General features: G+C 38.8%; 23 protein-coding genes. 9 read left to right on the forward strand and 14 right to left on the reverse strand.

From position 1 onward, the window contains the following. The first annotated feature begins 29 nt into the window (after positions 1-29). Positions 30-1,097 carry a DNA polymerase IV gene (gene dinB, locus NMK93_RS10150; RefSeq protein WP_254527104.1) on the forward strand — a complete coding sequence of 356 codons (1,068 nt, stop codon included), beginning with the start codon at positions 30-32 and terminating at the stop codon, positions 1,095-1,097. Here dinB and NMK93_RS10155 read toward each other — a convergent pair. From NMK93_RS10155 to NMK93_RS10180, 6 genes are all read right to left on the reverse strand, one after another. Next, complete coding sequence (locus NMK93_RS10155) at positions 1,089-2,480, reverse strand: exonuclease domain-containing protein (protein WP_254527105.1); 1,392 nt, start codon at positions 2,478-2,480, stop codon at positions 1,089-1,091. The two genes, dinB and NMK93_RS10155, sit on opposite strands and share 9 nt — an antisense overlap. 70 nt (positions 2,481-2,550) lie before the next feature. Further along, positions 2,551-3,555 carry an aspartate--ammonia ligase gene (gene asnA / locus NMK93_RS10160; RefSeq protein ID WP_185214427.1) on the reverse strand — a complete coding sequence of 335 codons (1,005 nt, stop codon included), beginning with the start codon at positions 3,553-3,555 and terminating at the stop codon, positions 2,551-2,553. 143 nt (positions 3,556-3,698) lie between these two features. Then, complete coding sequence (locus NMK93_RS10165; protein WP_254527106.1) at positions 3,699-4,979, reverse strand: anthranilate synthase component I family protein; 1,281 nt, start codon at positions 4,977-4,979, stop codon at positions 3,699-3,701. 5 nt (positions 4,980-4,984) lie between these two features. Next, a complete protein-coding gene (locus tag NMK93_RS10170) occupies positions 4,985-6,256 on the reverse strand; it encodes an adenylosuccinate synthase (RefSeq protein ID WP_185214429.1) in 1,272 nt (423 codons plus the stop codon). Positions 6,257-6,382: 126 nt separating this feature from the next. After that, complete coding sequence (locus tag NMK93_RS10175; protein WP_093096388.1) at positions 6,383-6,877, reverse strand: Fur family transcriptional regulator; 495 nt, start codon at positions 6,875-6,877, stop codon at positions 6,383-6,385. 81 nt (positions 6,878-6,958) lie between these two features. Further along, positions 6,959-9,163 carry a bifunctional (p)ppGpp synthetase/guanosine-3',5'-bis(diphosphate) 3'-pyrophosphohydrolase gene (locus NMK93_RS10180; protein ID WP_185214431.1) on the reverse strand — a complete coding sequence of 735 codons (2,205 nt, stop codon included), beginning with the start codon at positions 9,161-9,163 and terminating at the stop codon, positions 6,959-6,961. A 137-nt stretch (positions 9,164-9,300) separates the two neighbouring features. Here NMK93_RS10180 and NMK93_RS10185 point away from each other — a divergent pair, with 137 nt between their 5' ends. From NMK93_RS10185 to bshB1, 3 genes are read left to right on the forward strand one after another with little or no spacing between them, the layout of a single operon-like run. Then, entirely contained in the window at positions 9,301-9,945 is a 645-nt protein-coding gene (locus NMK93_RS10185) for a DUF4294 domain-containing protein (RefSeq protein ID WP_237219462.1), read from the forward strand. Between the two features lie 12 nt (positions 9,946-9,957). Continuing rightward, entirely contained in the window at positions 9,958-10,455 is a 498-nt protein-coding gene (locus tag NMK93_RS10190; protein WP_185214432.1) for a glutathione peroxidase, read from the forward strand. 49 nt (positions 10,456-10,504) lie between these two features. After that, positions 10,505-11,224, forward strand: a complete 720-nt coding sequence (bshB1, locus tag NMK93_RS10195; protein WP_254527109.1) for a bacillithiol biosynthesis deacetylase BshB1 — start codon at positions 10,505-10,507, stop codon at positions 11,222-11,224. A gap of 128 nt (positions 11,225-11,352) precedes the next feature. On the opposite strand, the gene NMK93_RS10200 is transcribed toward bshB1, so the two are convergent. The 5 genes from NMK93_RS10200 to NMK93_RS10220 form a co-directional block, all read right to left on the reverse strand. Further along, positions 11,353-12,333: a bifunctional riboflavin kinase/FAD synthetase gene (locus tag NMK93_RS10200; RefSeq protein WP_185214434.1), complete on the reverse strand. Its 981-nt coding sequence runs from the start codon at positions 12,331-12,333 to the stop codon at positions 11,353-11,355. A 26-nt stretch (positions 12,334-12,359) separates the two neighbouring features. Then, a complete protein-coding gene (gene truB, locus NMK93_RS10205; protein ID WP_254527111.1) occupies positions 12,360-13,082 on the reverse strand; it encodes a tRNA pseudouridine(55) synthase TruB in 723 nt (240 codons plus the stop codon). Positions 13,083-13,313: 231 nt separating this feature from the next. Then, the gene (locus NMK93_RS10210) at positions 13,314-14,132 is read right to left on the reverse strand and encodes an undecaprenyl-diphosphate phosphatase (RefSeq protein ID WP_185214436.1); all 819 of its coding nucleotides are present in this window, start codon (positions 14,130-14,132) and stop codon (positions 13,314-13,316) included. Continuing rightward, positions 14,132-14,386, reverse strand: coding sequence for a DUF3098 domain-containing protein (locus NMK93_RS10215; RefSeq protein WP_185214437.1), 255 nt, complete (start codon positions 14,384-14,386; stop codon positions 14,132-14,134). The genes NMK93_RS10210 and NMK93_RS10215 overlap by 1 nt, the downstream gene beginning before the upstream one ends. A gap of 29 nt (positions 14,387-14,415) precedes the next feature. Then, positions 14,416-15,294, reverse strand: a complete 879-nt coding sequence (locus NMK93_RS10220) for an ABC transporter permease (protein ID WP_093096407.1) — start codon at positions 15,292-15,294, stop codon at positions 14,416-14,418. Positions 15,295-15,465: 171 nt separating this feature from the next. Here NMK93_RS10220 and leuS point away from each other — a divergent pair, with 171 nt between their 5' ends. After that, positions 15,466-18,249 carry a leucine--tRNA ligase gene (leuS, locus tag NMK93_RS10225; RefSeq protein ID WP_254527114.1) on the forward strand — a complete coding sequence of 928 codons (2,784 nt, stop codon included), beginning with the start codon at positions 15,466-15,468 and terminating at the stop codon, positions 18,247-18,249. Positions 18,250-18,588: 339 nt separating this feature from the next. Here leuS and NMK93_RS10230 read toward each other — a convergent pair whose 3' ends face one another. Then, positions 18,589-19,473, reverse strand: a complete 885-nt coding sequence (locus NMK93_RS10230) for a bestrophin family protein (protein WP_185214439.1) — start codon at positions 19,471-19,473, stop codon at positions 18,589-18,591. Between the two features lie 49 nt (positions 19,474-19,522). On the opposite strand from NMK93_RS10230, the gene NMK93_RS10235 reads away from it, so the two are divergent. Further along, positions 19,523-20,368: a glycoside hydrolase family 25 protein gene (locus NMK93_RS10235; protein WP_185214440.1), complete on the forward strand. Its 846-nt coding sequence runs from the start codon at positions 19,523-19,525 to the stop codon at positions 20,366-20,368. 99 nt (positions 20,369-20,467) lie between these two features. Further along, complete coding sequence (gene trxA / locus NMK93_RS10240) at positions 20,468-20,764, forward strand: thioredoxin (RefSeq protein ID WP_093096417.1); 297 nt, start codon at positions 20,468-20,470, stop codon at positions 20,762-20,764. Between the two features lie 373 nt (positions 20,765-21,137). Here trxA and NMK93_RS10245 read toward each other — a convergent pair whose 3' ends face one another. Continuing rightward, positions 21,138-22,457, reverse strand: coding sequence for a hemolysin family protein (locus NMK93_RS10245; RefSeq protein ID WP_185216267.1), 1,320 nt, complete (start codon positions 22,455-22,457; stop codon positions 21,138-21,140). A gap of 221 nt (positions 22,458-22,678) precedes the next feature. Between NMK93_RS10245 and NMK93_RS10250 the strand changes: the two genes are divergently transcribed. Next, on the forward strand, positions 22,679-23,794 hold the full coding sequence (locus NMK93_RS10250; RefSeq protein ID WP_254527116.1) for a phosphotransferase enzyme family protein: 1,116 nt from the start codon (positions 22,679-22,681) through the stop codon (positions 23,792-23,794). Position 23,795: 1 nt separating this feature from the next. Continuing rightward, positions 23,796-24,434 (forward strand): carbohydrate-binding family 9-like protein, encoded by a 639-nt coding sequence (locus NMK93_RS10255; RefSeq protein WP_254527117.1) that lies wholly within the window; start codon positions 23,796-23,798, stop codon positions 24,432-24,434. 73 nt (positions 24,435-24,507) lie between these two features. On the opposite strand, the gene NMK93_RS10260 is transcribed toward NMK93_RS10255, so the two are convergent. Next, positions 24,508-25,065, reverse strand: coding sequence for an NADPH-dependent FMN reductase (locus tag NMK93_RS10260; RefSeq protein WP_185214444.1), 558 nt, complete (start codon positions 25,063-25,065; stop codon positions 24,508-24,510). Positions 25,066-25,128: the final 63 nt, after the last annotated feature.

A 25,128-nucleotide genomic window follows, 5' to 3' on the forward strand; every position in this document is an offset into this window, starting at 1 on the left:
TATTAATACCATTTTTTTACTTTTGGATAATGCGAAAGATCATTCATATCGACATGGATGCGTTTTATGCTTCTGTGGAACAGCGCGATTTCCCTGAATTTAGAGGAAAGCCCCTTGCTGTCGGCGGTTCGCCAGATGGCAGGGGAGTTGTGGCCACTGCAAGCTATGAAGCCCGGAAATTTGGTGTGAAATCAGCAATGTCTTCCCGTATGGCTTTGCAACTGTGCCCACATTTACTTTTAACCTATCCGAGATTTGATGTCTATAAGGAGGTTTCTAATCATATACGTTCCATATTCAGCCGATATACGGACTTGATCGAGCCTTTGTCCTTAGATGAGGCCTATTTGGATGTAACAGAAGATAAGCAGGGGATAGGTTCAGCAATTGAAATAGCGAAGCAAATTAAAGATGCCATTTCTGAAGAACTGGGTTTAACCGCCTCTGCTGGGGTTTCGGTCAATAAGTTTGTGGCTAAAATCGCCTCCGATTTCCAGAAACCTGATGGCTTGACTTTTATTGGGCCTTCGAAGATCGTTTCATTTCTGGAAAAATTGCCTATCGAGAAGTTCTTTGGAGTCGGAAAAGTAACGGCCAAAAAGATGAACCAAATGGGGATATTCAATGGACATGACCTGAAGAGGTTTTCGGAAATAGAGATGATCCAGCATTTCGGAAAGTCGGGAAAGTTCTTCTATCAAATTGTCCGTGGGGAGGATAACCGCCCTGTTAAACCCAATAGGATCAGTAAGTCCATCGGGGTGGAAGATACTTTTGAGACGGACCTAAGGGAACGGGAGGATATGGTGGAAGAGATAAAAAGGATTTCAAGCAAATTATTCAAGCGCCTCAAAAAAGCAGAGAAGTTTGGTAAGACCATTACCTTAAAGGTGAAGTTCGGAGATTTTACGCAGATTACAAGAAGCCGGACCTTTTTCACGCCCATGGAACAGCTCGTGGATATCGAGAATCAAGCCCTGGACCTTTTGAATAAACTGGATCTGCAAGAAAGTCGGGTCAGATTACTGGGAGTTACGATTTCGAATTTTCATGATTTAGAAGCTGTGGAAGAGGGATATCAATTGACTCTATTCTAGAGAAGGAACACCTTTTAATTGCAGGACTTTGTTGGGATATAATGTTGCATAGCTTTCTGCCAAGTGGTTCATGTAAAAGTTATTGATCACCAAATCATCTTGACTGACAATGTTGTCTATATCCATGTTTTCATCATCATTCTCAACGAATCCAATAGCATATACCTTATTGTCCTTATAATATACATAGCTTTTCTCGTTCATGTTCCTTCCTTTGTCCAATATCACAAAACTACGTTTTTGGTCGGTCAAGGACTCAATAGCTTGGGTTACCTTGAGATTGTACTCCTCCAATTCGGGTAATGTTTTGTTCGAGGGGACATCCTTAGATTCCTTCGGTACATTTGGATTGGAAAAAAATGAGCATAAACGAAGATCAAGTTCGAATTCCTGGACCAATTTGAGTAAAAGCTGTGTTGATTCATGAACGCTATTGAAATAGTAGATGGGTTTTACATTTTTGCGAACCTGGCAAATGGAAAGCCTGATATATCCATTTTGATCTTCATAGTCCAATAGACCGTATTTGGGTTCAAACTTCTTTAGAGCTCGGTTGTAGATCGGCCAGTTCTTCTTGATCAGGTGGCACTCCAATAGAAATGCCATTAATTCAGTTCCAGTTTCCTGGAATTCAATATAGCAGATTTCATTGATAAAGCTTTGTCTCCTTTGTCCTGTATTATTTCCCGTAAAATGGGAAATCACCCTTTTCTTAATATTGTTTGCTTTACCGACATAGATGATCTTGGAACTGGAATTCTTAAAGATATATACTCCGGTACTCATGGGAAGGTTATTGACCTGCTCTGAAGAAATATGGGTCGGGATTCGCTGCTCCTTAGCCTTATGTTTGATGGAATTTTCAATAATTTGATGGCTATCGGCTTCCTGAAGTTGCTGGAATAGGGTAACCGTAGCTTCGGCATCTCCCTTCGCACGGTGCCTATCCTGTATGTCAATGCCTAAGGATTGGCAAAGACGCCCAAGACTATATGAATTAAGGTTTGGAAAGATCTTTTTTGATAACCTGACAGTACAGAGCCTGGATGTTTTCCAGTCGTAACCTGAATTCTTCAGTGAAGATTGGATGAAGGAATAATCGAAATGTACGTTATGGGCAACAAAAATCTTGTTCTCCAAGAGATTAAAGACCATTTCTGCCACATCAGCAAAAACAGGGGAGTCCTTGACCATTTCATCTGTAATGCCCGTAAGGGCTTGGATATGGAATGGAATAGGTTGTTCAGGATTGATTAAGGTGCTATATTCGTTTATTACCCGATCGCCATCATATATGAAAATAGCTATTTCAGTAATTTGACTGGCAGAGGCATAACCACCAGTGGTTTCGATATCGACTATAGCAAAGTGTGAAGACTCCATTAAACAAAAATAATACTAATAATTTTATTTACTAAAATTATTAGTATTATTTTCGATTAATCTTTAAAGATTATAGTAATTCAACTCCTTGGTCTAGGAGTTCTTCTTTTTTCTTTGGATCCCAGATACTTACTTGAACCTCTCCAATATGTTTTAATTTCAACATAAACATACAGATTCTGGATTGACCGATACCACCACCAATGGATTCTGGCAATAGATCGTTCAATAACATCTGGTGGAAGGTCAATTTTTGACGGTCTAGGCTGTTTCTGATTTCCAATTGGGTCATCAGTGCTTTTTTATCGACACGGATTCCCATAGATGATAGTTCAAAGGCAGAACCAAGGATAGGGTTCCATACCAAGATATCACCGTTTAATCCTCTGTATCCAAGGCTATTGTCTGTGCTCCAATCATCATAATCCGCTGCACGGCCATCATGGGCAAGCCCGTTGGAAAGAGCGCCTCCGATACCATATAGGAATACGGCCCCATATTCTTTTGAGATAGCGTTTTCACGCTCTTTAGGAGATAGGTGCGGATAAGCTAATAACAATTCTTCGGAAGAAATGAACTTGATTTCTTTTGGAAGGATAGTCTCAACGTGTGGATATTTTTCGGCAACTGCTTGTTCGGTAGAATAGATTACACCGTAGATCTTTTCTACAGTTTCTTTCAGGAAATCAAGATTACGGTCATCATAGCGGATGCATTTTTCCCAATCCCATTGATCCACATATATAGAATGGATCGGGGAGTAATCTTCATCGGGGCGTAATGCTCGCATATCAGTTAGGATACCTTCTCCAGGTTCCATTTCCAATTCTTTCAATCTGATTCTTTTCCATTTTGCCAATGAGTGCACTACAACGGCTCTTTGGTCTGATAATGATTTGATCGGAAAAGACACAGGTCTCTCGATTCCATTTAAATCATCGTTAATTCCTGTCCCATCCAAAACCACTATTGGTGAAGAAACAGGTGTGAGGTTTAATACTTCCTTCAATCGAGATGCAAATGTTTCCTTAACAAACGTGATCGCTTGCTCTCTTTTTAAAATATGACGTCCCATTAAAAATTTTACAATATAAACATAGTTTAGTAAGACATCTGTCCACTAATTTTCATAATCGAAACAAAAATAACAAAATGTTAATGATTTGCAGATTTTATTGAAAAAATAACTACAATATATTGGGTATCTGATGAATTTATTTAAAGCTTTTGTTCTAAAGCTTTCAAAATCGCACTTGCTTTGGTATAACATTCGGCGAATTCATGTGCTGCATTGGCATCTACAGTGATGGCACTGCCGGTATGGAAGGATAGGTATTGTTGGGTTTTATTGAAGAGAATGGTACGGATGACCACGTTAAAGTCAAAATCACCGTCAGCAGAAAAGTATCCAATAGCACCTGAATACACTCCGCGACGTGATGTTTCGTATTTATCACATAATTTCATGGCTGAAATCTTTGGTGCGCCAGTCATTGAACCTGCCGGAAAGGTGTTACGGATAACTTCAGTTTCAGTTAGGCTTTCATCCATTTCGCAAGATACCGTGGAAATCATTTGGTGGACATGCTCAAAGGTATAGATTCCGAGTTTCTCCGTCACCTCAACTGTTCCCGGAATGGCACTTCTCGTCAGGTCATTTCGAACGAGATCCACAATCATGACGTTCTCTGCAATCTCTTTGGGATTTCTTGCAAGATTGTTCCTCAACTCTTCATCTTCTTTTGCATTCTTTCCTCGAGCTGCAGTTCCTTTGATCGGTTGGGAAACCAAAGTTTTTCCTCTTTTTGCAAGAAAGCGTTCGGGAGAAGCGCTGATGACGTACTTGTCCCTGACCTTGATGAAAGATGAGAATGGAGTAGGGGAAAGGCTATTCAAACGTAGGTACAGGGCCTCAGGATTATCAATCTCTGCCTGCTCATCATAAAACTCCTGACAGAGGTTGGCTTCATATATATCACCCTGATAAATATGCCTTTGGATATTATTGAAAGCATCAAAATATGCCGCTTGATTCATTCTAGGCTGTATTTTGCCCTTAAATTGATAATGCAGATCCAAGCTTGGGAACATACTGATCTCTTCAAATGTTTTTTGAGGATCCTCCGCAGTTATACTGATTGAATCCTTGTTCAATTCAATTAATATCTGAGGAATAAAGAAGTACGCATCTGGAAAACCAAGTGGGTTAGGGTGGTTAGTTTGAAGATCTTCGACCTCGTTTTTGAGATCATAACTAAGAAATCCCGGTATCAAAGTGTTTGGATACCGGGATTTAAAGTTTTCTAGATCAGTAAAGACTGATCCTACATTGGCTGAGAATTCTTCCTTAGCACCAATGGCTAATAGATTCCCAATCTTTGAATATTGATTTTGGAAACCATTTGATTGAAAAAGACATACCGTATCAAATCCTTTAGACCAATTAAGTGCCTGAAGTAAAAATGTAGAAGAGTCCGTTTCAAAAATGGCTTTTGCCATATTTCTTATAAAACAATAGTTTGCGTACGATCTGGACCTACTGACAAATACTTAATTGGCACATTCAATTCTTGTTCTAAGAAAGCAATGTAATTGTTCAATGCAGCTGGAATTTCATCTTTACTACGGATACCAGTTAAATCTGTATTCCATCCTTCAACTTCTTTCAGGATAGGCTCAGGTTGGTGAGTTATGATTTCATATGGCATGTAATCGATAGTTTCACCTTGGTATTTATAGTGTGTACAAACGTAGATCTTGTCAAAAGTATCCAATACATCCGCTTTCATCATGATCAATTCAGTAACACCGTTGATCATAATGGCATATTTCAATGCAGGAAGATCAATCCATCCGGTACGACGAGCTCTACCTGTAGTCGCGCCAAACTCATGACCTAATTGGCGTAATTTCTCGCCAGTTTCATTTTCAAGTTCTGTCGGGAATGGACCGCCACCTACACGAGTTGCATAAGCTTTAAAGATTCCGAATACTTCACCGATTTTGTTTGGAGCAATTCCTAAACCTGTACAAGCACCAGCAGTAGTGGTATTTGAAGAAGTTACGAATGGATAAGAACCGAAGTCAACATCCAGAAGAGTTCCCTGTGCACCTTCTGCCAACACACGTTTACCATCTTTTAGGTATTGGTTTACAAGGTGTTCAGAATCTACATGAGGGATAGATTTCAAGAATTCAATAGCATCCATGAACGCTTTTTCCTTTTCAGAAAAATCAGGAATCTCACCATAGTGAGCTAACATGGAAAGGTGCTTTTGCTTAAGTTTTTCGTAACGCTCCATAAAGTCGGGAAGAGTTGTATCTCCGACTCTTAAGCCATTACGGCCAGTTTTGTCCATATAAGTAGGACCGATACCTTTAAGTGTAGAACCGATCTTACCAGCGCCCATATTAGATTCAGATGCTGCATCCAATAGTTGATGGGTTGGTAAAATTAAGTGTGCTTTACGCGCAATTACCAAGTTTCCTTTACCAACTGGATCGAATCCAGCGGCTTTAAGGTTGTCCAATTCTCTTTTCAGGATGATAGGGTCGATTACAACGCCGTTACCGATTAGGTTTAGGGTTCCTTCATTGAAGATTCCTGAAGGAATAGTGTTCAATACAAATTTCTTGTTGTCAAACTCTAAAGTGTGTCCCGCGTTTGGTCCGCCTTGGAAGCGAGCGATCAAATCATATTTTGGACAAAAAACATCAACGATTTTTCCTTTTCCCTCGTCTCCCCACTGCAATCCCAATAGCACATCAACTTGCATAGTATTACTTGAAATTTATTAGTTAAAATTTATTTTGTTTATTCACGAATCAAAAAAAAATTCGGAAAAAGGTGCTCATGTGCCTTTTTCCGAACAAAGGTATATATTAATTCCTCGAATGTTAAATTAATTTGAAATTACTGCTTCTTTTACGGGTGCCTCTTGGTTGAGTTTACTTTTTCTGCAGTCAGCACAGATTCCATATAGGTTTAGGGAATGGTGCTTGATATCAAAATTCAATAGGTCGCCAATCATGGATTGGATCTGGTAAACCCTAGGGTCACAAAACTCCACTACTTTATTGCATTCGATGCAGATAACGTGGTCATGTTGTTTGTAACCATACGATTTTTCAAACTGAGCCATATTGCGGCCAAACTGATGTTTGGTCACCAAGTCACATGATACCAGTAATTCTAGGGTATTATATACCGTCGCTCTACTTACACGGTATTTTTTGTTTTTCATGTGGATATATAGAGATTCTACATCGAAATGGTCTGATCTCGAGTAGATTTCTTCTAAGATTGCATAACGCTCAGGTGTTTTTCTGAGATTTTTGTTTTCTAAATAGGCTTCAAAAATCTTCTTTACGGTTTCGTAATTTTCCCCTTGTTTCATAAGGTATTTCCTTTATAAGTTCCAAATTTACCAAAATAGGATGGTAATATCCATGTGAAAATGTCAAGACCTTGTAAGTCTTTAGTTTTCTGACTCATATCGTGTTACTCCAGTAATGCCTGGAATCTGTTTCAAATGCTTGATTAAACTATCTAATTGATTGGTGTCGTTTACAAAGACCATAATATCCCCTTCAAATATCCCCTCGTTACTGGAAATGGATAGAGAGCGGATGTTCACCTTGAAGTCCTGTGAAATCACGGTTGTGATCTTATTTACTAAGCCCACATCATCAATACCGACGATCTTCAACCCGGTTAAGAAGGCAACATTATTGTGCAATGATGCCCATTTAGCTTTTAATATCCTATAGCCATAGTTAGCCATCAACTTCGAAGCATTCGGACAGCTGGTGCGGTGGATCTTAATGCCATCATTGACTGTCAAGAAACCAAAAATATCATCACCAGGGATTGGGTTACAGCATGGTGCCAATGTATAATCGACTTTCTGATAATCATCGCCGATCAGGATGGTATCATCCTTTTTGTTGATCTTCTCAACCAACCCATTGATATGGGATTGGAATTGATTCTGATTTGCGTCTTCAGAACGCTCATTGGCAACAAAATTTCTAAGGTTCTTAATATCGATAGCTCCCTTTGCTACATTATAGAATAGCTCCTGCGAACTAGGGAATTTAAAGAAATTAGCGATTTTATTGATGTTTTCCGTGTTGTAGGTAATCTTTAGAGATTTCAGTTTTCTTTCCAAGATCTCCTTACCGTCCTCAGCTACACGGCGTTTCTCTTCCTTCAAGGAAGATTTGATTTTTGACTTCGCCTTTGCCGTTACAACAAAGTTTAGCCAATCTTCTTTTGGAGTCTGTTTGCTGGAGGTGATAATCTCTACCTGATCGCCATTTAGAAGTTCATGGCTCAGGGGCACCAATTTATGGTTTACCTTGGCACCAATACAGGTTGCCCCAATATCGGTATGGATTTCAAAGGCAAAGTCAAGGGCCGTAGCACCGTTCGGAAGCTGCACCAAGGTACCTTTAGGCGTGAAGATAAAGATCTCGTCCGAGAACAAGTTCATTTTAAAATCATCCACAAAGTCCAGGGCGTTAGGTTCCGGATTGTTCAAGATATCACGTACCTTTTGGATCCATTGATCCAATCCATTGTCAGAGTTCGACTCTTTATATTTCCAATGGGCAGCAAAACCTTTTTCGGCAATCTCATTCATCCTTCTTGTCCTGATCTGCACTTCTACCCATTGACCTCTCGGGCCCATAACGGTAGTGTGCAAAGACTCATAGCCATTTGCCTTCGGAGAAGACACCCAGTCGCGCAAGCGGTCTGGATTCGGACGATAAAGGTCAGTTACGATTGAATATACCTTCCAACATTCTGTTTTTTCCTTTTCATCATCCGTATCAATGATGATCCTGATGGCGAATAGGTCATAAACCTCTTCAAAAGGAATGGACTTCTTGCGCATCTTGTTCCAGATGGAGTGGATGGACTTAGGTCTTCCAAAAACAGAAGCATTGATACCTTCTTCAGCAAGAATCTCCTGAATAGGAGAAATGAAGTCAGCGATAAACTTTTCACGTTCAGCCTTCTTTTCATTCAGTTTCTTGGCGATAAACTTATACGTATCGGGATCCGTATATTTCATCGAGAGGTCTTCCAGCTCAGATTTTATGGCATACAATCCCAGTCGATGGGCTAGGGGAGCATAAAGGTAGCTGGTTTCCGAAGCGATCTTCAATTGCTTATGGCGGGCCATGAATTCCATGGTCCTCATATTATGAAGACGGTCAGCCAGTTTAATTAAGATTACCCTAACATCATCCGCTAGGGTCAAAAGCATTTTTCTAAAGTTCTCGGCTTGCATGGAACTGTTCGGGTCAAAGATCCCAGAGATCTTGGTCAGGCCGTCGATAATACGCACCACTTTTTTTCCGAACTGTTCTTCGATATCTTGAAGGGTAACACTAGTATCCTCAACAACATCATGTAGCAATGCACAAACAATAGAAGTAGTTCCAAGTCCGATTTCTTCTGCAGCGATCTGTGCTACAGCGATAGGATGGTAAATATAAGGTTCGCCAGATTTCCGGCGCATATCTTTATGGCTTTCCAGTGCTAAATCGAAGGCCTTTCTGATCTGTTGCTTATCTCCTTTTTGAAGAGTGGGCTTACAAGCCCTTAAAAGTGCGCGGTATCTTTTACGGATTTCCTTATTTTCAGCCTCAATATCAATCACATATTCTTCCATAAAATTGCATTGCTATCAAAAAAAATAAAATAATTTGCTATATTTATTGAACAAATAATTAAAGATTTTATACTAAATTGTAAAGTATAAATATACAGAAAAAAAATGAATTTTATCGCATAGGGCTTATTATATTGATGATGTGTGGAAGTAACATAAAGTGGGTTTTTATCGCAGCGATCTTGTTTGTATTGCCAGGGATTGGCTTTGCTCAAACATTGATAAAACCTCAGTATGGACCGGGTAAACCTGAGGTGGTAGAACATTATGCAACTACAACCCTTGATAATGGTGAAGTTGTTCCTTGGTTCCCAATTGAGGAAGTTGTCATATACGCTAGGCGAACATTTAAAACAGAAGAAGACAGGCAGAAATATTTAAGGTTAAGAAGGAATGTGATTCGGGTTCTTCCTTATGCTATCTATGCCCAAAAAAGATATGAGCAATTAGACCGGGACTTAGCCTTGGCCAATTCAAGGCGTGAAGAGAAAAGATTGATCAAGGAGTGTGAGCGGGAAATCAAGGATAAGATCACTTCGGAAGTCAAGAACCTCAGCGTTTCTCAAGGTAAGATCTTGATCAAATTGATAGAAAGACAGACTGGAAACACCAGTTATGACCTTGTAAAAGACATGAAAGGCGGTATCTCCGCATTTGTATATCAAGGTGTGGCCAAGATATTTGGCCATAATTTAAAGAGTACATATGATCCTCAGGAAGATTATGAGATAGAGAATATTATTCGCGAGTACGAACGTTCGCGGCCGATGGTAAAACGTTAAAAACCTATTATTATGAGTAAGACCGTATATGATTATGATGCATTAGAGTTTAGTGGACAGAAGAGATCACTTCGAGATTTTGAAGGCAAAGTTTTACTCATTGTCAATACCGCAAGCAATTGCTTTTTCAGCAGACAGTTCAGGACCCTTGAAAATCTGTATAAGAAATATAAAGAGTTGGGTTTTGAGGTGTTGGCCTTTCCATCCAATGATTTCAGGAACCAAGAACCCTTGACCGGAAGGACCTTGGAGACTTACTGCCGGATCAATAGGCAAGTTACATTTCCTGTTTTTAAGCGAATCCATGTGAAAGGGGAGTTTACTGACCCACTTTACAGGTATCTAACCAACATTGAGGAAAACGGAAAGATTGGCACTATCCCGAAGTGGAATTTCCATAAATATTTAATTAATAAAAAAGGTGAAGTAGTCGATCATTTCTACTCATTGACAAGCCCAATGTCAAAAAAAGTCCACAATCGCATTGAAGAGCTTCTAGGAGATAAGTAATCGCTTTAAATTTTAGTAGTTTTGTGTATTGTACTTAATACACAATTTGATGAAATTAGATTTACTTGTCATGACCGTACATCCTGATGATGCAGAATTGGGAGCCGGTGGTGTTATTGCCAAATATGTAGCTGAGGGTAAAACAGTAGGGATCGTAGACCTTACTTTAGGCGAATTGGGTACACGTGGTACTCCAGAAATCCGTGCCCAGGAAGCTCAAGACGCTGCAAAAATACTTGGTGTAGCCGTTCGTGAGAACCTTAGGTTACGGGATGGATTCTTCCAGAACAACGAAGAAGGTCAGAAGGAAGTGATTAAGGCAATTCGAAAGTTTCAACCTGAAATCGTCATCACCAATGCTTGGGAGGACCGTCATCCAGACCATGGCCGTGCTAGCAAGCTTGTTAATGACGCATTGTTCCTTGCTGGTCTGAGAAGGATAGAAACTGAATTGGAAGGTCAGTCTCAAGAACCCTTTCGTCCTAGGCTACAGCTTCAATTGATCCAAGACAAATATATTCAACCAGACATCTTAATAGACATTACGAAGTATTGGGATATCAAAGAGCGTTCAATATTGGCTTACACCTCTCAATTCAATGTCGAGAACCAAGATGACGAACCGCAGACCTATATCTCAAACCCTGACTTCATGGATTCCACAAAAGCAAGGGCTCATGAGTTCGGAAGATCCATCCAGGTAAAATATGCCGAAGGATTTACCAGTAGAAAGATCTTAGGTGTGAATGACCTGTTTGATCTCTATTAGCTTTATTAGATGGAGATGTGAGATATGAGAAATAAGAAAAGGACCAATTTGGTCCTTTTCTTATAATCTTGATATTTAATAAATTTTCTATCTGAAATCTCAATACTCAGATTGCACATCTTCAAAAACTACTTCCCTTCGAAATATTTCCTGATATCAGCTTCGTCTTTTTTGATCTGTTCCTGCATGAGCTCAAGGCTTTCGAACCATTGATCATGGCGGATAAATTCAAGGAATTTTACACGGATGGTTTTGGTATAAAGATCATCGTTGAAGTCCAATAGGTTGACCTCAATTTTTCTGTTCATCCCATCCACGGTAGGACGGGTTCCAATATAGCACATCCCTTTTGCCACACGTTCTGGTACCGGTTCAAAATAATCGCCTGTTACTACTTCAGTGGTTTTAGGGAAGATTTCCACATCCACGGCATAGATACCATAAGCAGGAATTAATTTATGGGATTCATGCACGTGTAAGTTTGCGGTCGGGAAACCAATCTCACGTCCAATCTGATCTCCTTTAATCACTGTTCCCGTCAATTCAAAGGGATAACCTAAGTATTTGTTAGCCGTTATAATATCACCTTTGATCAACGATTCTCGCACTCTGGTGGAAGAAACCGCTACATCTTCGATGTCCTGTTCAGGGATTTGATCTACGGTATAGTCAAAGATCTCAGAAAAATGAATTAAATCCTTAATGGTACCTTTTCGGTCCTTACCAAAATGGTGGTCATAACCGATTACAATTTTCTTACATCCAATTTTATTGACCAGAACATCTGAAATATATTCTTCTGGGTTTTGATTGGAAAAGTCTCTGGTGAAAGGAGTGATGATCAAGTGGTCGATACCTGCCAGTGCCAATCGTTCCACCTTTTCTTCAATATCATTGATCAGCCTTAAGCTATCGTCATCTGGATTGATAATTAATCTTGGATGCGGAAAAAAGGTTAACAAAACTGTCTCGCCAGTATTATCCTTTGCCAATTCGGTCAACTTATTTAGAATCTTCTGATGACCAACATGCACGCCGTCAAATGTCCCTATCGTGACGATAGCATAATCCAACGCTTTGAATTCATCCAGATTTCTGTATATTTTCATTATATGATTTTCTAAGCTTAGAACTATTAAACCGTTTGGTTCTTTAACTCCCTTACTTGATTAATTAATTCAGTTAATTCCCAGGCGTCTTTGACATCAAAGTCGCCCGATTTTGTCCTTCTCAAAGAAGATAGATGTCCGCCACAATTCAGTTTTTTGCCGAAGTCATGGGCGATGGAACGGATATAAGTTCCTTTACTGCATTTAATCCGGAAGTAAACCTTTGGCAATTCGATCTTTTCAACATCAAATTCCATGATTTCAACCCTTCTTGCCTTTAACTCGACCTCTTCACCACGTCTTGCTTTCTCATACACACGCTCTCCCCCAATTTTAATAGCAGAGTGGGCAGGAGGGAACTGATCTTGGACACCAACAAAAGAAGCTGCTGTATTCAAGATATCTTCATCCTTCAAGAAAGAATAGTCAAAAGTTTGGTCAATTTCAGTTTCTAGGTCATATGAAGGAGTGGTAGCTCCTAAGGTTATGCTTCCAGTATATTCTTTGTCTTCAGCTTGGAACCCATCGATTTGCTTGGTCATCTTACCAGTACAAACGATCAGCAGTCCGGTTGCTAAAGGGTCTAAGGTACCAGCGTGTCCAACTTTAACCTTCATCGGTTTAATGCTGTTGCGCAATTTACCAACGACATCAAAACTAGTCCACGTTAATGGCTTATCGATTAATAACACTTCACCCTCCGCAAAAGCAAATTTTGGCTTAGCTTGTCCTTCTATATTTTCGCTCATTTAATCTTAAAGTTTCATGGAATTCATTCCAATCTGTGCATCAGTTCAGAATGTCTCCTCTGGCTAATTTTCTGCAAAAATAGGAATTTTATTTTGAAACAAGACATCAGATATCAGACAACCGACAAAAGACTTGAAATAAAAAAGGACCTAAAAAGGTCCTTAAAAATATTATCTAACATATACAGTTAGAATATTCTTGTGTCTTATTTATCATGTCTATTGTCTTACCTATCCTTGCGTATAAAAAAACACCAACAGGGCTATACCGATAACAATTCTATACCAGCCCCAGAATTTGAAGCCATATTTTGTTAGTACGCTGATGAAAGTTTTTACGGCAATCATGGCAACGATAAACGCAACGATATTCCCGATGATAAAAATCATGATGTTTTCATTGCTGGCCATGATCATCTCATAACCTTTTGCCGCATGTTCTGTTCCTTCAGCCCATGTTTTGACGAAAATGGAGTAGACAGTTACGGCAAGCATCGTAGGTACGGCCAAAAAGAATGAAAACTCAGCAGCTGCTTTACGGTCCAGTCCTTGGGTCAAACCACCGATGATGGATGCTGCAGATCGTGAAGTTCCTGGCATCATCGCCAAACATTGCCAAATACCAATAATAAAGGCTTTCTTTACCGGAATTTCCTTCTCATCGGTAATCTTTGGATTCTTAAACCATTTGTCCACAAACAATAGGACCACACCACCTAAAACCAATACGGTTGAAATGGCAATCTGGTTTCCTAACACCGCCTCAATCTTATCATCCAATAATTTACCCAATACTAGGGCTGGAATAACGGCAATGGCTAATTTGTAGTAAAATTTAAGGTTTTTGAAATCAAAGAATCTTTTCCAATAAAGGACAACAATGGAAAGGATAGCTCCAAACTGAATAGAAACTTGGAACATCTTTAGGTATTCGCTTTCTTCCATACCCATCAATGCGGCCGTAAAGCCCATGTGAGCAGTAGAAGAAATAGGAAGGTACTCTGTTAAACCCTCGACGATAGCGAGGATAATTGCTTCTAAATAACTCATTATTCCTGGTTTGTTTTGTTCTTAGGTTTATACAATATTGCTACAAATCCTAATGCAAAACCAGCAACCACAACAATAGGTGCCAAAGTGATTTTGGTAAAGCTGTATATATCCTCTGTACCCATCATCAAGATGAAGCCAATGGCCACCACAACGATACTCAAAACAAATAATTGATAGTTTATTTTCTTAAATACAAACCCCGCATTTGAAGCATTTGCTGGAGTTCCTTTTACATTCTTAGTTTGACTCATTTTCTGAACGGATTAACAATTGATCGATTTTATCTATATAAACTTGCTGATTTAGCACGTAAATATTTGGTAACGGCAAAGTATGTACTTGCTCCAGAGATCAAGATACCTAATCCTAAAACGATGGCAAAAATCATTGCAAATTCAAACCAATCGCGTAAGAATACCAATTCAGGTACTTGTTTTTGAGCAAATTGTAAGGTTAGAATCAATAGTAAGATAGCAATCAAGGCACCGATCAATCCATGGGCAATCCCGTATAATATATATGGTTTGCGGATGAACCCTTTCGTAGCACCGATCAACTGCATACTCTTGATCAAGAAACGCTGAGAGTAGATTGCTAGTCGAATGGTATTGTTGATCAAAGCTACGGCTATGATCAAAAGAATCACGGTAAAGGCAAGAATCACGATACTGATCACACGGATGTTTTTGTTGACCATATCAATCAATGACTCTTGGTAAACCACCTCTTTAATGCGGCTGTTTTTTCCAATCTTATTGATGAAGGTCTGGATCGAATCGCTATTCGCGTATTGTTCCTTCATGTACACATCAATAGATGGCAGCAAAGGGTTTCTACCTAAGTATTCAACAAAGTCTTCACCCAAATCCTCTCTAAGGTTCTTTGCAGCGAGTTCCTTGCTCACATATTCCGAACGTAAAACATAAGGGTCTTTTTCAAGATCCTTTTGTAGCGATAGCACATCACCTTCATTGACATTATCATTGACGATGACGTTCAAGACGATGTTCTCTTTTACATAGCGAGATAAGTTTTTAGCATGGACTAGAATTAGTCCCAAAAGACCAGTCATCAATAAAACCAGTGCAATACTGATTACTGTAGATACGTATACTGATTTAGTTTTTTTCCTTGGTGAACCCTGTTCGATCACTGACATATATTTGATTCTGCGGTTATCCTTGCGAAAGTAAGGATTTATTTTTTCCCAATACTAATTTTCTAACAGCGAATATCAGAATTTATTGTATAGAATAAAAAACTTTTATACCGAATTTACCCTAAATTCGCTAATTTCGCAATTCTTTGTACCATACTTTTATAATTTATAATGGAGTATAACCATCAATCTATCGAGCAAAAATGGCAAAAGTTTTGGGCTGATAACCAGACCTTCAAGACTTCTGAATCTACTGAAAAACCAAAATACTATGTTTTGGACATGTTTCCTTATCCTTCTGGTGCTGGGCTGCATGTTGGTCACCCGCTCGGCTATATTGCTTCCGACATCTTTTCACGCTACAAGAGATTAAAAGGCTTCAATGTATTGCACCCCATGGGTTATGACTCTTTTGGTCTGCCAGCTGAACAATATGCCATCCAAACTGGACAGCATCCAGCTATCACCACTGAAGCGAATATCAACCGCTATAGAGAGCAGTTAGATAACATTGGTTTCTCCTATGACTGGTCTCGTGAGGTCCGTACCTCTGAGCCCGATTATTACCGTTGGACCCAATGGATCTTTATGCAGCTATTCGATGCATGGTATAATAAGGAGTCCGATAAGGCTGAGTCGATCTCTACCTTAATCCAAAAATTTGAGACATCAGGTTCCGAAGGCATCAAAGCCGAATCTGACGAAGATGTATTGACCTTCACAGCGGATGAATGGAAGGCATTCTCCGAAACAGAAAAACAAACTGAACTATTAAAATATAGACTGGCTTTCTTGAGAGAGAGTACAGTGAACTGGTGCCCTGCGTTAGGAACGGTATTGGCAAACGATGAGGTAATCAACGGTTTGTCAGAACGTGGTGGATTCCCAGTGGAACAAAAGAAAATGATGCAATGGTCAATGCGTATCACTGCTTATGCAGACCGTCTATTAAGAGGGTTGGATACCATCGATTGGCCAGAACCTTTGGTAGAGATGCAGCGCAACTGGATCGGTAAATCAGTAGGTGCAAGTGTCAAATTTCCTGTTCCTCAATTAAATGATAATATCGAAGTATTTACCACCCGTGTCGATACTATTTTCGGTGTTAGCTTTGTGGTTTTAGCTCCAGAACATGAATTAGTTTCTGCTTTAACTACGGAGGCTCAAAAAGCTGAAATCGAATCTTATATCGATAAGACTTCCAAGAAATCCGAATTGGATCGTCTGGCGGATACCAAGACCGTTTCCGGAGCATTTACAGGCTCATATGCCAAACATCCGTTGACTGGAGAAGATGTACAGATCTGGATTGCTGATTATGTTTTGGCTGGATATGGGACAGGAGCCGTTATGGCCGTACCTTCAGGTGATCAACGTGATTATCTATTCGCTAAGCATTTTAACCTTCCTATCATTCCGATCTCTGATTCACAGGATATCTCTGAAGCAGCAGATCCCAATAAGGATGGAAAATATATCAATTCAGATTTCATCAATGGAATGAGCTATCAGGAAGCTGTTCCAGCATTGATCGAAAAATTGGAGGCCATCAAATTAGGCAAGGCAAAAATCAACTTCCGTATGCGCGATGCCATCTTCGGCAGACAAAGATACTGGGGAGAACCAGTTCCTGTCTATTTCAAGGATGGATTACCTTATTTGATCAAAGAGGAAGAATTACCTTTATTACTTCCTGAGGTAGATAAATACCTTCCAACTGAAACCGGTGAGCCGCCTTTGGGTCGTGCAGAAGGATGGAAATACCAAGACCAATACGAGTATGAATTGAGTACCATGCCAGGATGGGCAGGCTCTTCATGGTATTGGTTCCGCTATATGGATCCTAAAAACGAACAGGATTTTGCTTCTAAAGAAGCAGTGAATTACTGGAAAGCAGTAGATCTATACATTGGTGGTTCTGAGCATGCTACAGGTCACTTGCTATACTCACGCTTCTGGAACAAGTTCCTGAAAGATATCGGTTATCACAACGAAGAAGAACCGTTCAAGAAATTGATCAACCAAGGTATGATCCAAGGAAGATCCAATTTTGTTTATCGTGTATTGGATGCTGATGGAAAAGGAACCAATCAATTTGTTTCCTTAGGATTGAAAGATCAATATACCGTGAATCCATTACATGTGGATGTAAATATTGTACATAACGATGTTCTAGACCTGGAGAAATTCAAACAGTCTAGACCTGATTATAATGATGCGGAATTCATTTTAGAAAACGGTAAATATATCTGCGGAACAGAAGTTGAAAAGATGTCAAAATCTAAATTCAACGTGGTCAACCCTGATGATATCATCGAACAATATGGCGCCGATACGCTTCGCCTATATGAAATGTTCTTAGGTCCTTTGGAACAGGCAAAGCCTTGGAACACAAATGGTATTGAAGGTGTATATAAATTCTTACGTAAGGTATGGCGCTTATTCCATGACGCTGAAGGAAACTTCAATGTATCAGATGAAGAGCCAACAAAAGCGGAATACAAAGCATTACATAAGATCATCAAGAAAGTTGAAGAAGATATTGAGCGTTTCTCTTTCAATACTTCCGTATCGGCCTTTATGATCTGTGTAAATGAATTGACCGATCTTAAAACCAACAAGCGTAAGATCCTTCAAGATCTTTTGATCGTCCTAGAACCATATGCTCCACATATTACCGAAGAGCTATGGTCTAAACTAGGAAATGAAGCCGGCAGCATTTCTTATGCAAATTACCCAGTCTTCAATCCTGAATATTTGGTAGAAAGTGAATTTGCATACCCTGTTTCCATTAACGGAAAGATGAAAATGAACCTTCCTCTTGCTTTAGATCTTGATCAACAAGCAGTAGAGGGAATATTGAAAGAAAATGCAGATGTCCAAAAATTATTGGATGGCAAAGCTGTGAAAAAGGTGATTTTTGTAAAAGGAAAGATTATCAATATTGTGGTCTAAGGAATAGCATTGCAAAACATGAATATGAAAGGGATGGCGAAAGCTATCCCTTTTTTTTGGGGATTGATGATTGGGTTTGGGTTATTTGAACCAGGATTAAAGGGATTAGAGGATGGGCCAGGATTTTAAGCCCATCAAACAATTAATTGGCCAATGTTTCTTTAGCACATTTCCAATTCTGAACGATTAGTGAAGAATCTGTACGGTTCTTATAAAAAATGGCCTGTCAACCTGAACCTTCGATACAAGAACTGTAAGCCAGTGCAATCCTTGTTTTACTCCGAGATGTTTCGTTCCTCAACACGACAGTTAGTTAGATAGATTTAGGGACTTTCCAGATTAACCCAACAATATCTCATTGCAATGCTTTTTGATATTTGCTGCGATCTTATCGATCGGTAGATCATCAGAATCTGCGCCAAATGGGTCTTCGATGGATTCGCCAATCATTTCTAGCGTAGCTAATACATAAAATATAAATGGAACAGCTGCTACTACAAAATAACCCATTGAAAATACCAGGCCAATGGGCAATGTGGCTGTATACAACACAATAAAAGTTTTTATGAATGCACTATAACCCAATGGGATAGGTGTGTTCTTGATTCTTTCACAGGCTCCGGTCACATCGGTCAAAGATGTCAATTCCTTATTCAGCACAATAAGTTGATCTCCTGTAAGGATTCCTTCCTTATAGATCTTGTTGGTCTTTTTATAGATGAGGGCAGCTACCTGGTTGGGACCATGTTTCTTTTCATCAAGATCCTGTAATTCAGGATGTTCATTCTCATCCAGCATAAATTTGGTATAGTCAGACCTTAAATAGCTAAAGAGCGTCTCTGCAAAAAGAGCAATCGACTTTTTATAGAAACTTCGGTTTACCTTGTCATCCGGTGCTAAAAAGGCATTAAGCTTAATGGCAAGCGTTCTGCTAGTGTTGGTTAGGGCGCCCCATTGTTTCCTGGCTTCCCACCAACGGTCATAGGCAGTATTTGTTCTAAAAACCAATAATAAGGAAAGGACAAAGCCCAATAGATTATGGACCGTGGTAATGTTTTTCATCCAAGTCCTATCGGACAATTTCAGGTATTCCAACTCCCAATATGCTAGAGCCCAGGATACCAAAACAGAAATAATAAGATAGGGAAGAAGTCTCTTGAAAATTTTACTGTTATGAAGGTAGGAAATGGTTTTAAACCAGTCTTTGGGGTTGTAAACAATCATTGAATAATTTTTTTGGCTATAATCTATAAATAGCCTAATTTCACGCAATATGACAAAAAAGCGCAAAACGGTCAAGAAAAAAGTTGTCTCCGAAAGAGAAATTAACCGTAATCTACTTTTTTGGAGTATTGCCATTCCATGCCTGATCGTCATAGGTATTTTTGCTTGGCAGCACCGTGCGGGTCTATCTTACCTGATGGTCAAATGGTTTGAGAAGGACAAGATGATCGCTGAGGATAATAGCAAATATGATATCCGAAATGTCGAATTGATGCGTAGGCACGATGATAAAATCTTCGGAATCGATGTTTCGCAGTATCAAGGTGATATTTCCTGGGACGAGGTCTTAACGATCAATGGGGAATTCCCGGTAGATTTCATATATATCCGTGCTACCATGGGAGAAAAAGCAAAGGACAGCAAATTCAGATCCAATTGGAAAGCGGTCAAGAAAAGAAATAAACTCAGGGGGGCTTACCATTATTTCCGACCAAACGAAAATTCTGTTAAGCAGGCTAATAACTTTATCAAAACTGTGGAGCTTGAACCTGGAGACTTACCTCCGGTATTGGATATCGAAGAAATGCCTAGGAACCAGTCCATGGACAGTTTAAAGACTGGCTTAAAGAGATGGCTGGTCCAAGTTGAAAAACATTATAAAATAAAACCCGTTTTATACTCAGGAGACAAATATTTTGCTGACTTCCTGGAAAAAGAATTTGCAGACTATACCCTTTGGATTGCTAACTATAACTTTTGGGTAGAGAAGCCCAAGAAACACTGGAATTTCTGGCAATTCTCAGAGAAAGGCACTGTGAAGGGAATTAAAGGACCAGTGGACCTCAATCTATTCAGTGGCGATATTGAAGATCTAGAAAAATTGAGCTTAGAATAAACGAAATAGGCTTAATTTTGTATTATTAATAGAAACAAGTGAATTAACGAAGCATTTAATCCATTGGCTTAAATGCTTAATTTTATAAATTATTATACAATGGCATCATTTAACGATATACTTCAAAAAAATTCTTTGGTCTTGATCGACTTCTCAGCAGCTTGGTGTGGACCATGTCAAATGTTGGCACCAATCTTAAAAGAAGTTAAAGATGAAATGGGAGAGAAGCTCTCGATCATTAAGATAGACATCGACAAGAACCAAGCAGTAGCGAGCAAATTCCATGTTCAAGGTGTTCCAACCTTAATCCTATATAAGGATGGAAATCAGGTATGGCGTCAAAGTGGATTACAGCCGAAACATGAACTTCTGAAAATTATTAATTCCTTTTCTTAAGGAATATATAAGAGGAAGTCAATAACTGATTTCCTCTTATTTTTTTGAATTTAGTCTTTCGGTTTTCAATCGATTATTTCGACTTTTAACTATGCCTTTTTTAGGTTAAAGTCTCCCTTCCAAATTTGCTATTCCAAGAATAGAAATTCAATCCAAAAATTGATAAAAATACTTAGGTTTTATATGGACCTTATTCGAGACACATTCCGAATTTTCCGAACATGTCTCGAATAAGGGTAAACTGAGGGGTATAGAATATCTGTTAAAATTTTTCGGTCAATAATGAAGAATAATTCAGAATATATGCTCCTTAATATGCATAAAAAAAGCCACCAAATTTGGTGGCTTTTCAGATGTCTTTATATGAGTATTATCAGTCAATATTTGCTGTTTCGTCAGATGCAGGATCTTTGACGATAAGACTAAGTTTATCGATCCTATGACCATCCATGTCCAAGACTTCAAATTCTAGGTTCTTGTACATCACTTTTTCGCCTTCTTCAGGTATATGATCCAATAATAAGAATACCAATCCAGCCACTGTTGTTAAATTACCGATCTCATCTTCATCTTCCTCTGTAAGATCCAAGTTGAACATTTCGATAAAATCATCCAGCTGGAAACTACCATCGATAACAAAAGATCCATCTTCACGCTGTCTGATAGTTTTCTTCTCTTCTGTTTCAGGAGAGTCGAAACCACCTACTAGAGAGGCTACAATATCAGTCATGGTAATGATCCCTTGAGGACTACCGTATTCATCAACAACTACAGCCTGTAGAACCTTGCCAATTTTCAAGGTTTTCAGGACATTATAGGCGTATGTGTTCTCGTTGACAAAGGGGATAGGAGTGACCAGTTTCGCCAGGTCCATTTCCTTGGAGGTTAAGTATTCCTTCAATAGGGTTTTAACATGCACCACTCCAATGACATGGTCAAAATTACCGTCACAGACAGGATATTCGGTATGCTCATCAGCGATAATGCAAGCTTTGTTTTCTTCAAAACTATCTTGGATATCCAAATAAGTGATCTTGCTTCGGTGCACCATCAGGTTTATTGCCTTTTTATCACCTAGGCTCAATACACGATCCACCATATCATGTTCAATTCCTTCAATGGCTCCACTATCCACACCTTCATCGACCAAGGCCTTGATTTCTTCTTCGGTCACTGCATTCTGATTTACCTTGATATTGAATAACTTCACGATAAACTCAGTAGAGATGCTCAGCAACCACACAAATGGTTTTACGATCTTACTCAGTACATTCATAGGAACTGCAATAAAGGAAGCATACTTTTCAGGAATAGCCATACCGATTCGTTTTGGAACCAATTCACCGATAATTAAGGAAAGGTAGGTGATAATCAATACCACGACCAAAACAGAAACTTGATTACTGTAAGGCGCTAAGGCTTCTATTTTATTGAGTTGTTCTGCAATGTAAACTGAGATTGAACCTCCGGAGAAAAAACCAGTCAAGATACCGATTAAGGTAATACCGATCTGTACGGTCGATAAGAAGTTGTTTGGGTTTTCTTTTAATTCAAGGGCGGTTTTGGCACCTTGATTTTTAGAACTTGCAGCTTGCAATCTTGCTTTTCTGCTGGATACTATCGCTATTTCAGAAGCAGATAGGATACCATTTAAAACTATTAATATAAGAATAATTACTATTTCCGTGACCATATGGGATATAACTCGCTAATCATGTAGCAAAATACGAAATTTTCTTTTCAATACTTGATTAAAATTGATTTTAAAGCAAGGAAACAACCTATAATTAATACTTTAAATTGACTGCATGCAATTTTATTATGCAACCGTTTGATTATAAAAAATATTTTATTTATTGATTCTGTTTATAGATATTGCATTCATTACATAGCATGTTGAATGAATTAAGAGTAATGTCAACCAAAAAAACTGAAAATAGCATTAGATCGGCGGAGAAATTTAAATTAGAAGGTGAAATCATTGATTCTGTACCTTTTGGGTCTGGTCATATCAATGATACCTTTAAGATAACAACCAATAGCCAACAAAATAACCTTTATTTATTGCAGCGCATTAACCATCATATTTTCCAAGACGTGGAAGGCCTGATGAATAATATTGAAAGTGTCTGTGAGCACCTCAAGAAAAAATTAGCACACTTAGGGGAAAAGGAAGTCTTGAAGAGAACAATGACTATTGTTCCTACCATAGATGAAAAAAACTACTATCAAGAGGAAAATGGTGATTATTGGCGCGTATTCCATTTGATTCCTGATACTAGGAGTTATGATATCTTGGAGACCCAAGAGCAGGCTTACTCTGGTGGATTGGCATTTGGACAATTCCAGAAACAATTGAGTGACCTGGATCCTAAAACCATAGTTGAAATACTTCCCAATTTCCACAACATCGAATTTAGATTGAATAACCTTCGCGAAGCAATTGAGAAAAATCCAGCAAAGCGTGTGGAGAAAATCCAGGATCTATTGGATTATATCTTTGAGCGCGAAGAAAAGATGAGGACGATCCTAGAATTAGGCCGTTCCAATCAATTGCCTTTGAGAATTACCCATAATGACACAAAATTCAACAATGTTTTGTTGGATAAGGACGATAACGTGCAATGTGTCATTGATTTGGATACGGTAATGCCAGGTTATGTAGCCTATGATTTTGGAGACGCCATCCGTACCATTATCAATTCAGCAGCAGAAGATGAAGCTGATGTATCAAAAATTGTCTTAAATATTCCATTGTTCCAATCATTTACGGCTGGATATCTATCAGAAGCTAAGGAGTTTTTGACCGAAACAGAAGTGGATTCTCTTATTCCTGCTGTTCATTTATTGCCCTATATGCAAGCAGTCAGGTTCTTGACCGATTATATCAATGGGGATACCTATTATAAAATCGCTTACCCAGAACATAACCTGGTAAGGACAAAAGCTCAATTGAAGCTTGTCCATGAACTTGAAGAAAACAATGATAAATTAACAAGTATATTAGCGGAGAATCTAATGTCTAACTAATATGAAGGAACTTATTGTTAAAAAAATCGATCTTACAGGCGGTGAATTAGATTACGCCAGCCTTTCAAAGGGACTGTTTGGATTAGATTGGAACCAAATAGACCAAGCACCTTGGCAAACTGAGTTTCCGGTAAACCCTGAAGTAAGATTTCAGATTGCCTATGATCAGGAGTCGATTTATGTCCATTATCATGTTCAGGAGGAATTTGTAAAAGCTCAATATATCCGTCCGAATGAAAATATTTGGGAAGATAGCTGTGTTGAGTTCTTTGTTTCATTTGATGATCGCAAGACCTATTATAATTTTGAATTTAATGTATTAGGCGCAGGTCTGATCGGTTATGGAACCTCGGATAAGGCATCCAGAAATAGATTGACAGCAGAGGAGATATTAAGTGTGAGTACCTTCACCCAAGTAAAGAACCTTCAAGGGGATAAGACTTGGGATATGATCTTGGTCATTCCGATTTCTTTATTTGGTAAAAAAGCGGATGAATTAGGGGGAACAACAGTTCAAGCAAATTTCTATAAATGTGGGGACAGTTTACCAAATCCTCATTTTGTAGCTTGGAATGACATCGATTTTCCAAAACCTAATTTTCATTTACCAGCATTCTTTGGTGAAATCAAGTTTCAATAAACTAAAAAAACATCGGCAAGTGGATTGAGTTTCAACTTGCCGACATTGCATTCATTTAGCCAATACTATTCGGCTATTTTAAGAATTTTTCAATCCATTCTTTATAGGCTGCCATAAAGGAGTCCAAGAATTTCTGACAATCTTTGTTGACCAATTTTCCTTGTTCATCGAAATTTGCTGCAACATTACCTATATAGGCTTCCGGTTGAGCCATGGTTGGCACATTGATAAAGACCAATGATTGCCTTAAATGATGATTGGCACCAAATCCACCGATTGCTCCAATAGAAGAGCTGATCACGCCGCCTGGTTTACCATTCCAAACATTTTTACCATATGGTCTTGAAGCAACATCTATGGCATTCTTCAGCACTGCAGATACCCCACGATTATATTCTGGAGTGACAAAAAGCACTGCATCTAATTCGGACACGGCTTTCCTGAAATCAACATATTCCTTAGGAGGATTTCCTTGATCTAAATCTTCGTTATAATATGGAAGTTGGCCAATTTCTAGAATCTCTAATTCCAAACCTGCCGGTGGATTAGAAACCAGATAGTTAGCGATTTTCTTATTGAAAGACTCTTTTCTCAAACTTCCTACAAAAACACCTATTTTTTTATTTGTCATAATATTTACTTTGTTATTGGTTATAACAAATTACTTCATAAAAAGTTATTAAGATATTATTAA

Source organism: Sphingobacterium sp. LZ7M1 (assembly GCF_024296865.1).
In the GTDB taxonomy this organism is placed as follows: Bacteria; Bacteroidota; Bacteroidia; order Sphingobacteriales; family Sphingobacteriaceae; genus Sphingobacterium.

Bases quoted from the DNA above. Each gene is read 5' to 3' on its own strand.
- dinB (WP_254527104.1), top strand. From the start codon at position 30: ATGCGAAAGATCATTCATATCGACATGGATGCGTTTTATGCTTCTGTG.
- NMK93_RS10155 (WP_254527105.1), bottom strand. From the start codon at position 2,480: ATGGAGTCTTCACACTTTGCTATAGTCGATATCGAAACCACTGGTGGT.
- asnA (WP_185214427.1), bottom strand. From the start codon at position 3,555: ATGGGACGTCATATTTTAAAAAGAGAGCAAGCGATCACGTTTGTTAAG.
- NMK93_RS10165 (WP_254527106.1), bottom strand. From the start codon at position 4,979: ATGGCAAAAGCCATTTTTGAAACGGACTCTTCTACATTTTTACTTCAG.
- NMK93_RS10170 (WP_185214429.1), bottom strand. From the start codon at position 6,256: ATGCAAGTTGATGTGCTATTGGGATTGCAGTGGGGAGACGAGGGAAAA.
- NMK93_RS10175 (WP_093096388.1), bottom strand. From the start codon at position 6,877: ATGAAACAAGGGGAAAATTACGAAACCGTAAAGAAGATTTTTGAAGCC.
- NMK93_RS10180 (WP_185214431.1), bottom strand. From the start codon at position 9,163: ATGGAAGAATATGTGATTGATATTGAGGCTGAAAATAAGGAAATCCGT.
- NMK93_RS10185 (WP_237219462.1), top strand. From the start codon at position 9,301: ATGATGTGTGGAAGTAACATAAAGTGGGTTTTTATCGCAGCGATCTTG.
- NMK93_RS10190 (WP_185214432.1), top strand. From the start codon at position 9,958: ATGAGTAAGACCGTATATGATTATGATGCATTAGAGTTTAGTGGACAG.
- bshB1 (WP_254527109.1), top strand. From the start codon at position 10,505: ATGAAATTAGATTTACTTGTCATGACCGTACATCCTGATGATGCAGAA.
- NMK93_RS10200 (WP_185214434.1), bottom strand. From the start codon at position 12,333: ATGAAAATATACAGAAATCTGGATGAATTCAAAGCGTTGGATTATGCT.
- truB (WP_254527111.1), bottom strand. From the start codon at position 13,082: ATGAGCGAAAATATAGAAGGACAAGCTAAGCCAAAATTTGCTTTTGCG.
- NMK93_RS10210 (WP_185214436.1), bottom strand. From the start codon at position 14,132: ATGAGTTATTTAGAAGCAATTATCCTCGCTATCGTCGAGGGTTTAACA.
- NMK93_RS10215 (WP_185214437.1), bottom strand. From the start codon at position 14,386: ATGAGTCAAACTAAGAATGTAAAAGGAACTCCAGCAAATGCTTCAAAT.
- NMK93_RS10220 (WP_093096407.1), bottom strand. From the start codon at position 15,294: ATGTCAGTGATCGAACAGGGTTCACCAAGGAAAAAAACTAAATCAGTA.
- leuS (WP_254527114.1), top strand. From the start codon at position 15,466: ATGGAGTATAACCATCAATCTATCGAGCAAAAATGGCAAAAGTTTTGG.
- NMK93_RS10230 (WP_185214439.1), bottom strand. From the start codon at position 19,473: ATGATTGTTTACAACCCCAAAGACTGGTTTAAAACCATTTCCTACCTT.
- NMK93_RS10235 (WP_185214440.1), top strand. From the start codon at position 19,523: ATGACAAAAAAGCGCAAAACGGTCAAGAAAAAAGTTGTCTCCGAAAGA.
- trxA (WP_093096417.1), top strand. From the start codon at position 20,468: ATGGCATCATTTAACGATATACTTCAAAAAAATTCTTTGGTCTTGATC.
- NMK93_RS10245 (WP_185216267.1), bottom strand. From the start codon at position 22,457: ATGGTCACGGAAATAGTAATTATTCTTATATTAATAGTTTTAAATGGT.
- NMK93_RS10250 (WP_254527116.1), top strand. From the start codon at position 22,679: ATGTCAACCAAAAAAACTGAAAATAGCATTAGATCGGCGGAGAAATTT.
- NMK93_RS10255 (WP_254527117.1), top strand. From the start codon at position 23,796: ATGAAGGAACTTATTGTTAAAAAAATCGATCTTACAGGCGGTGAATTA.
- NMK93_RS10260 (WP_185214444.1), bottom strand. From the start codon at position 25,065: ATGACAAATAAAAAAATAGGTGTTTTTGTAGGAAGTTTGAGAAAAGAG.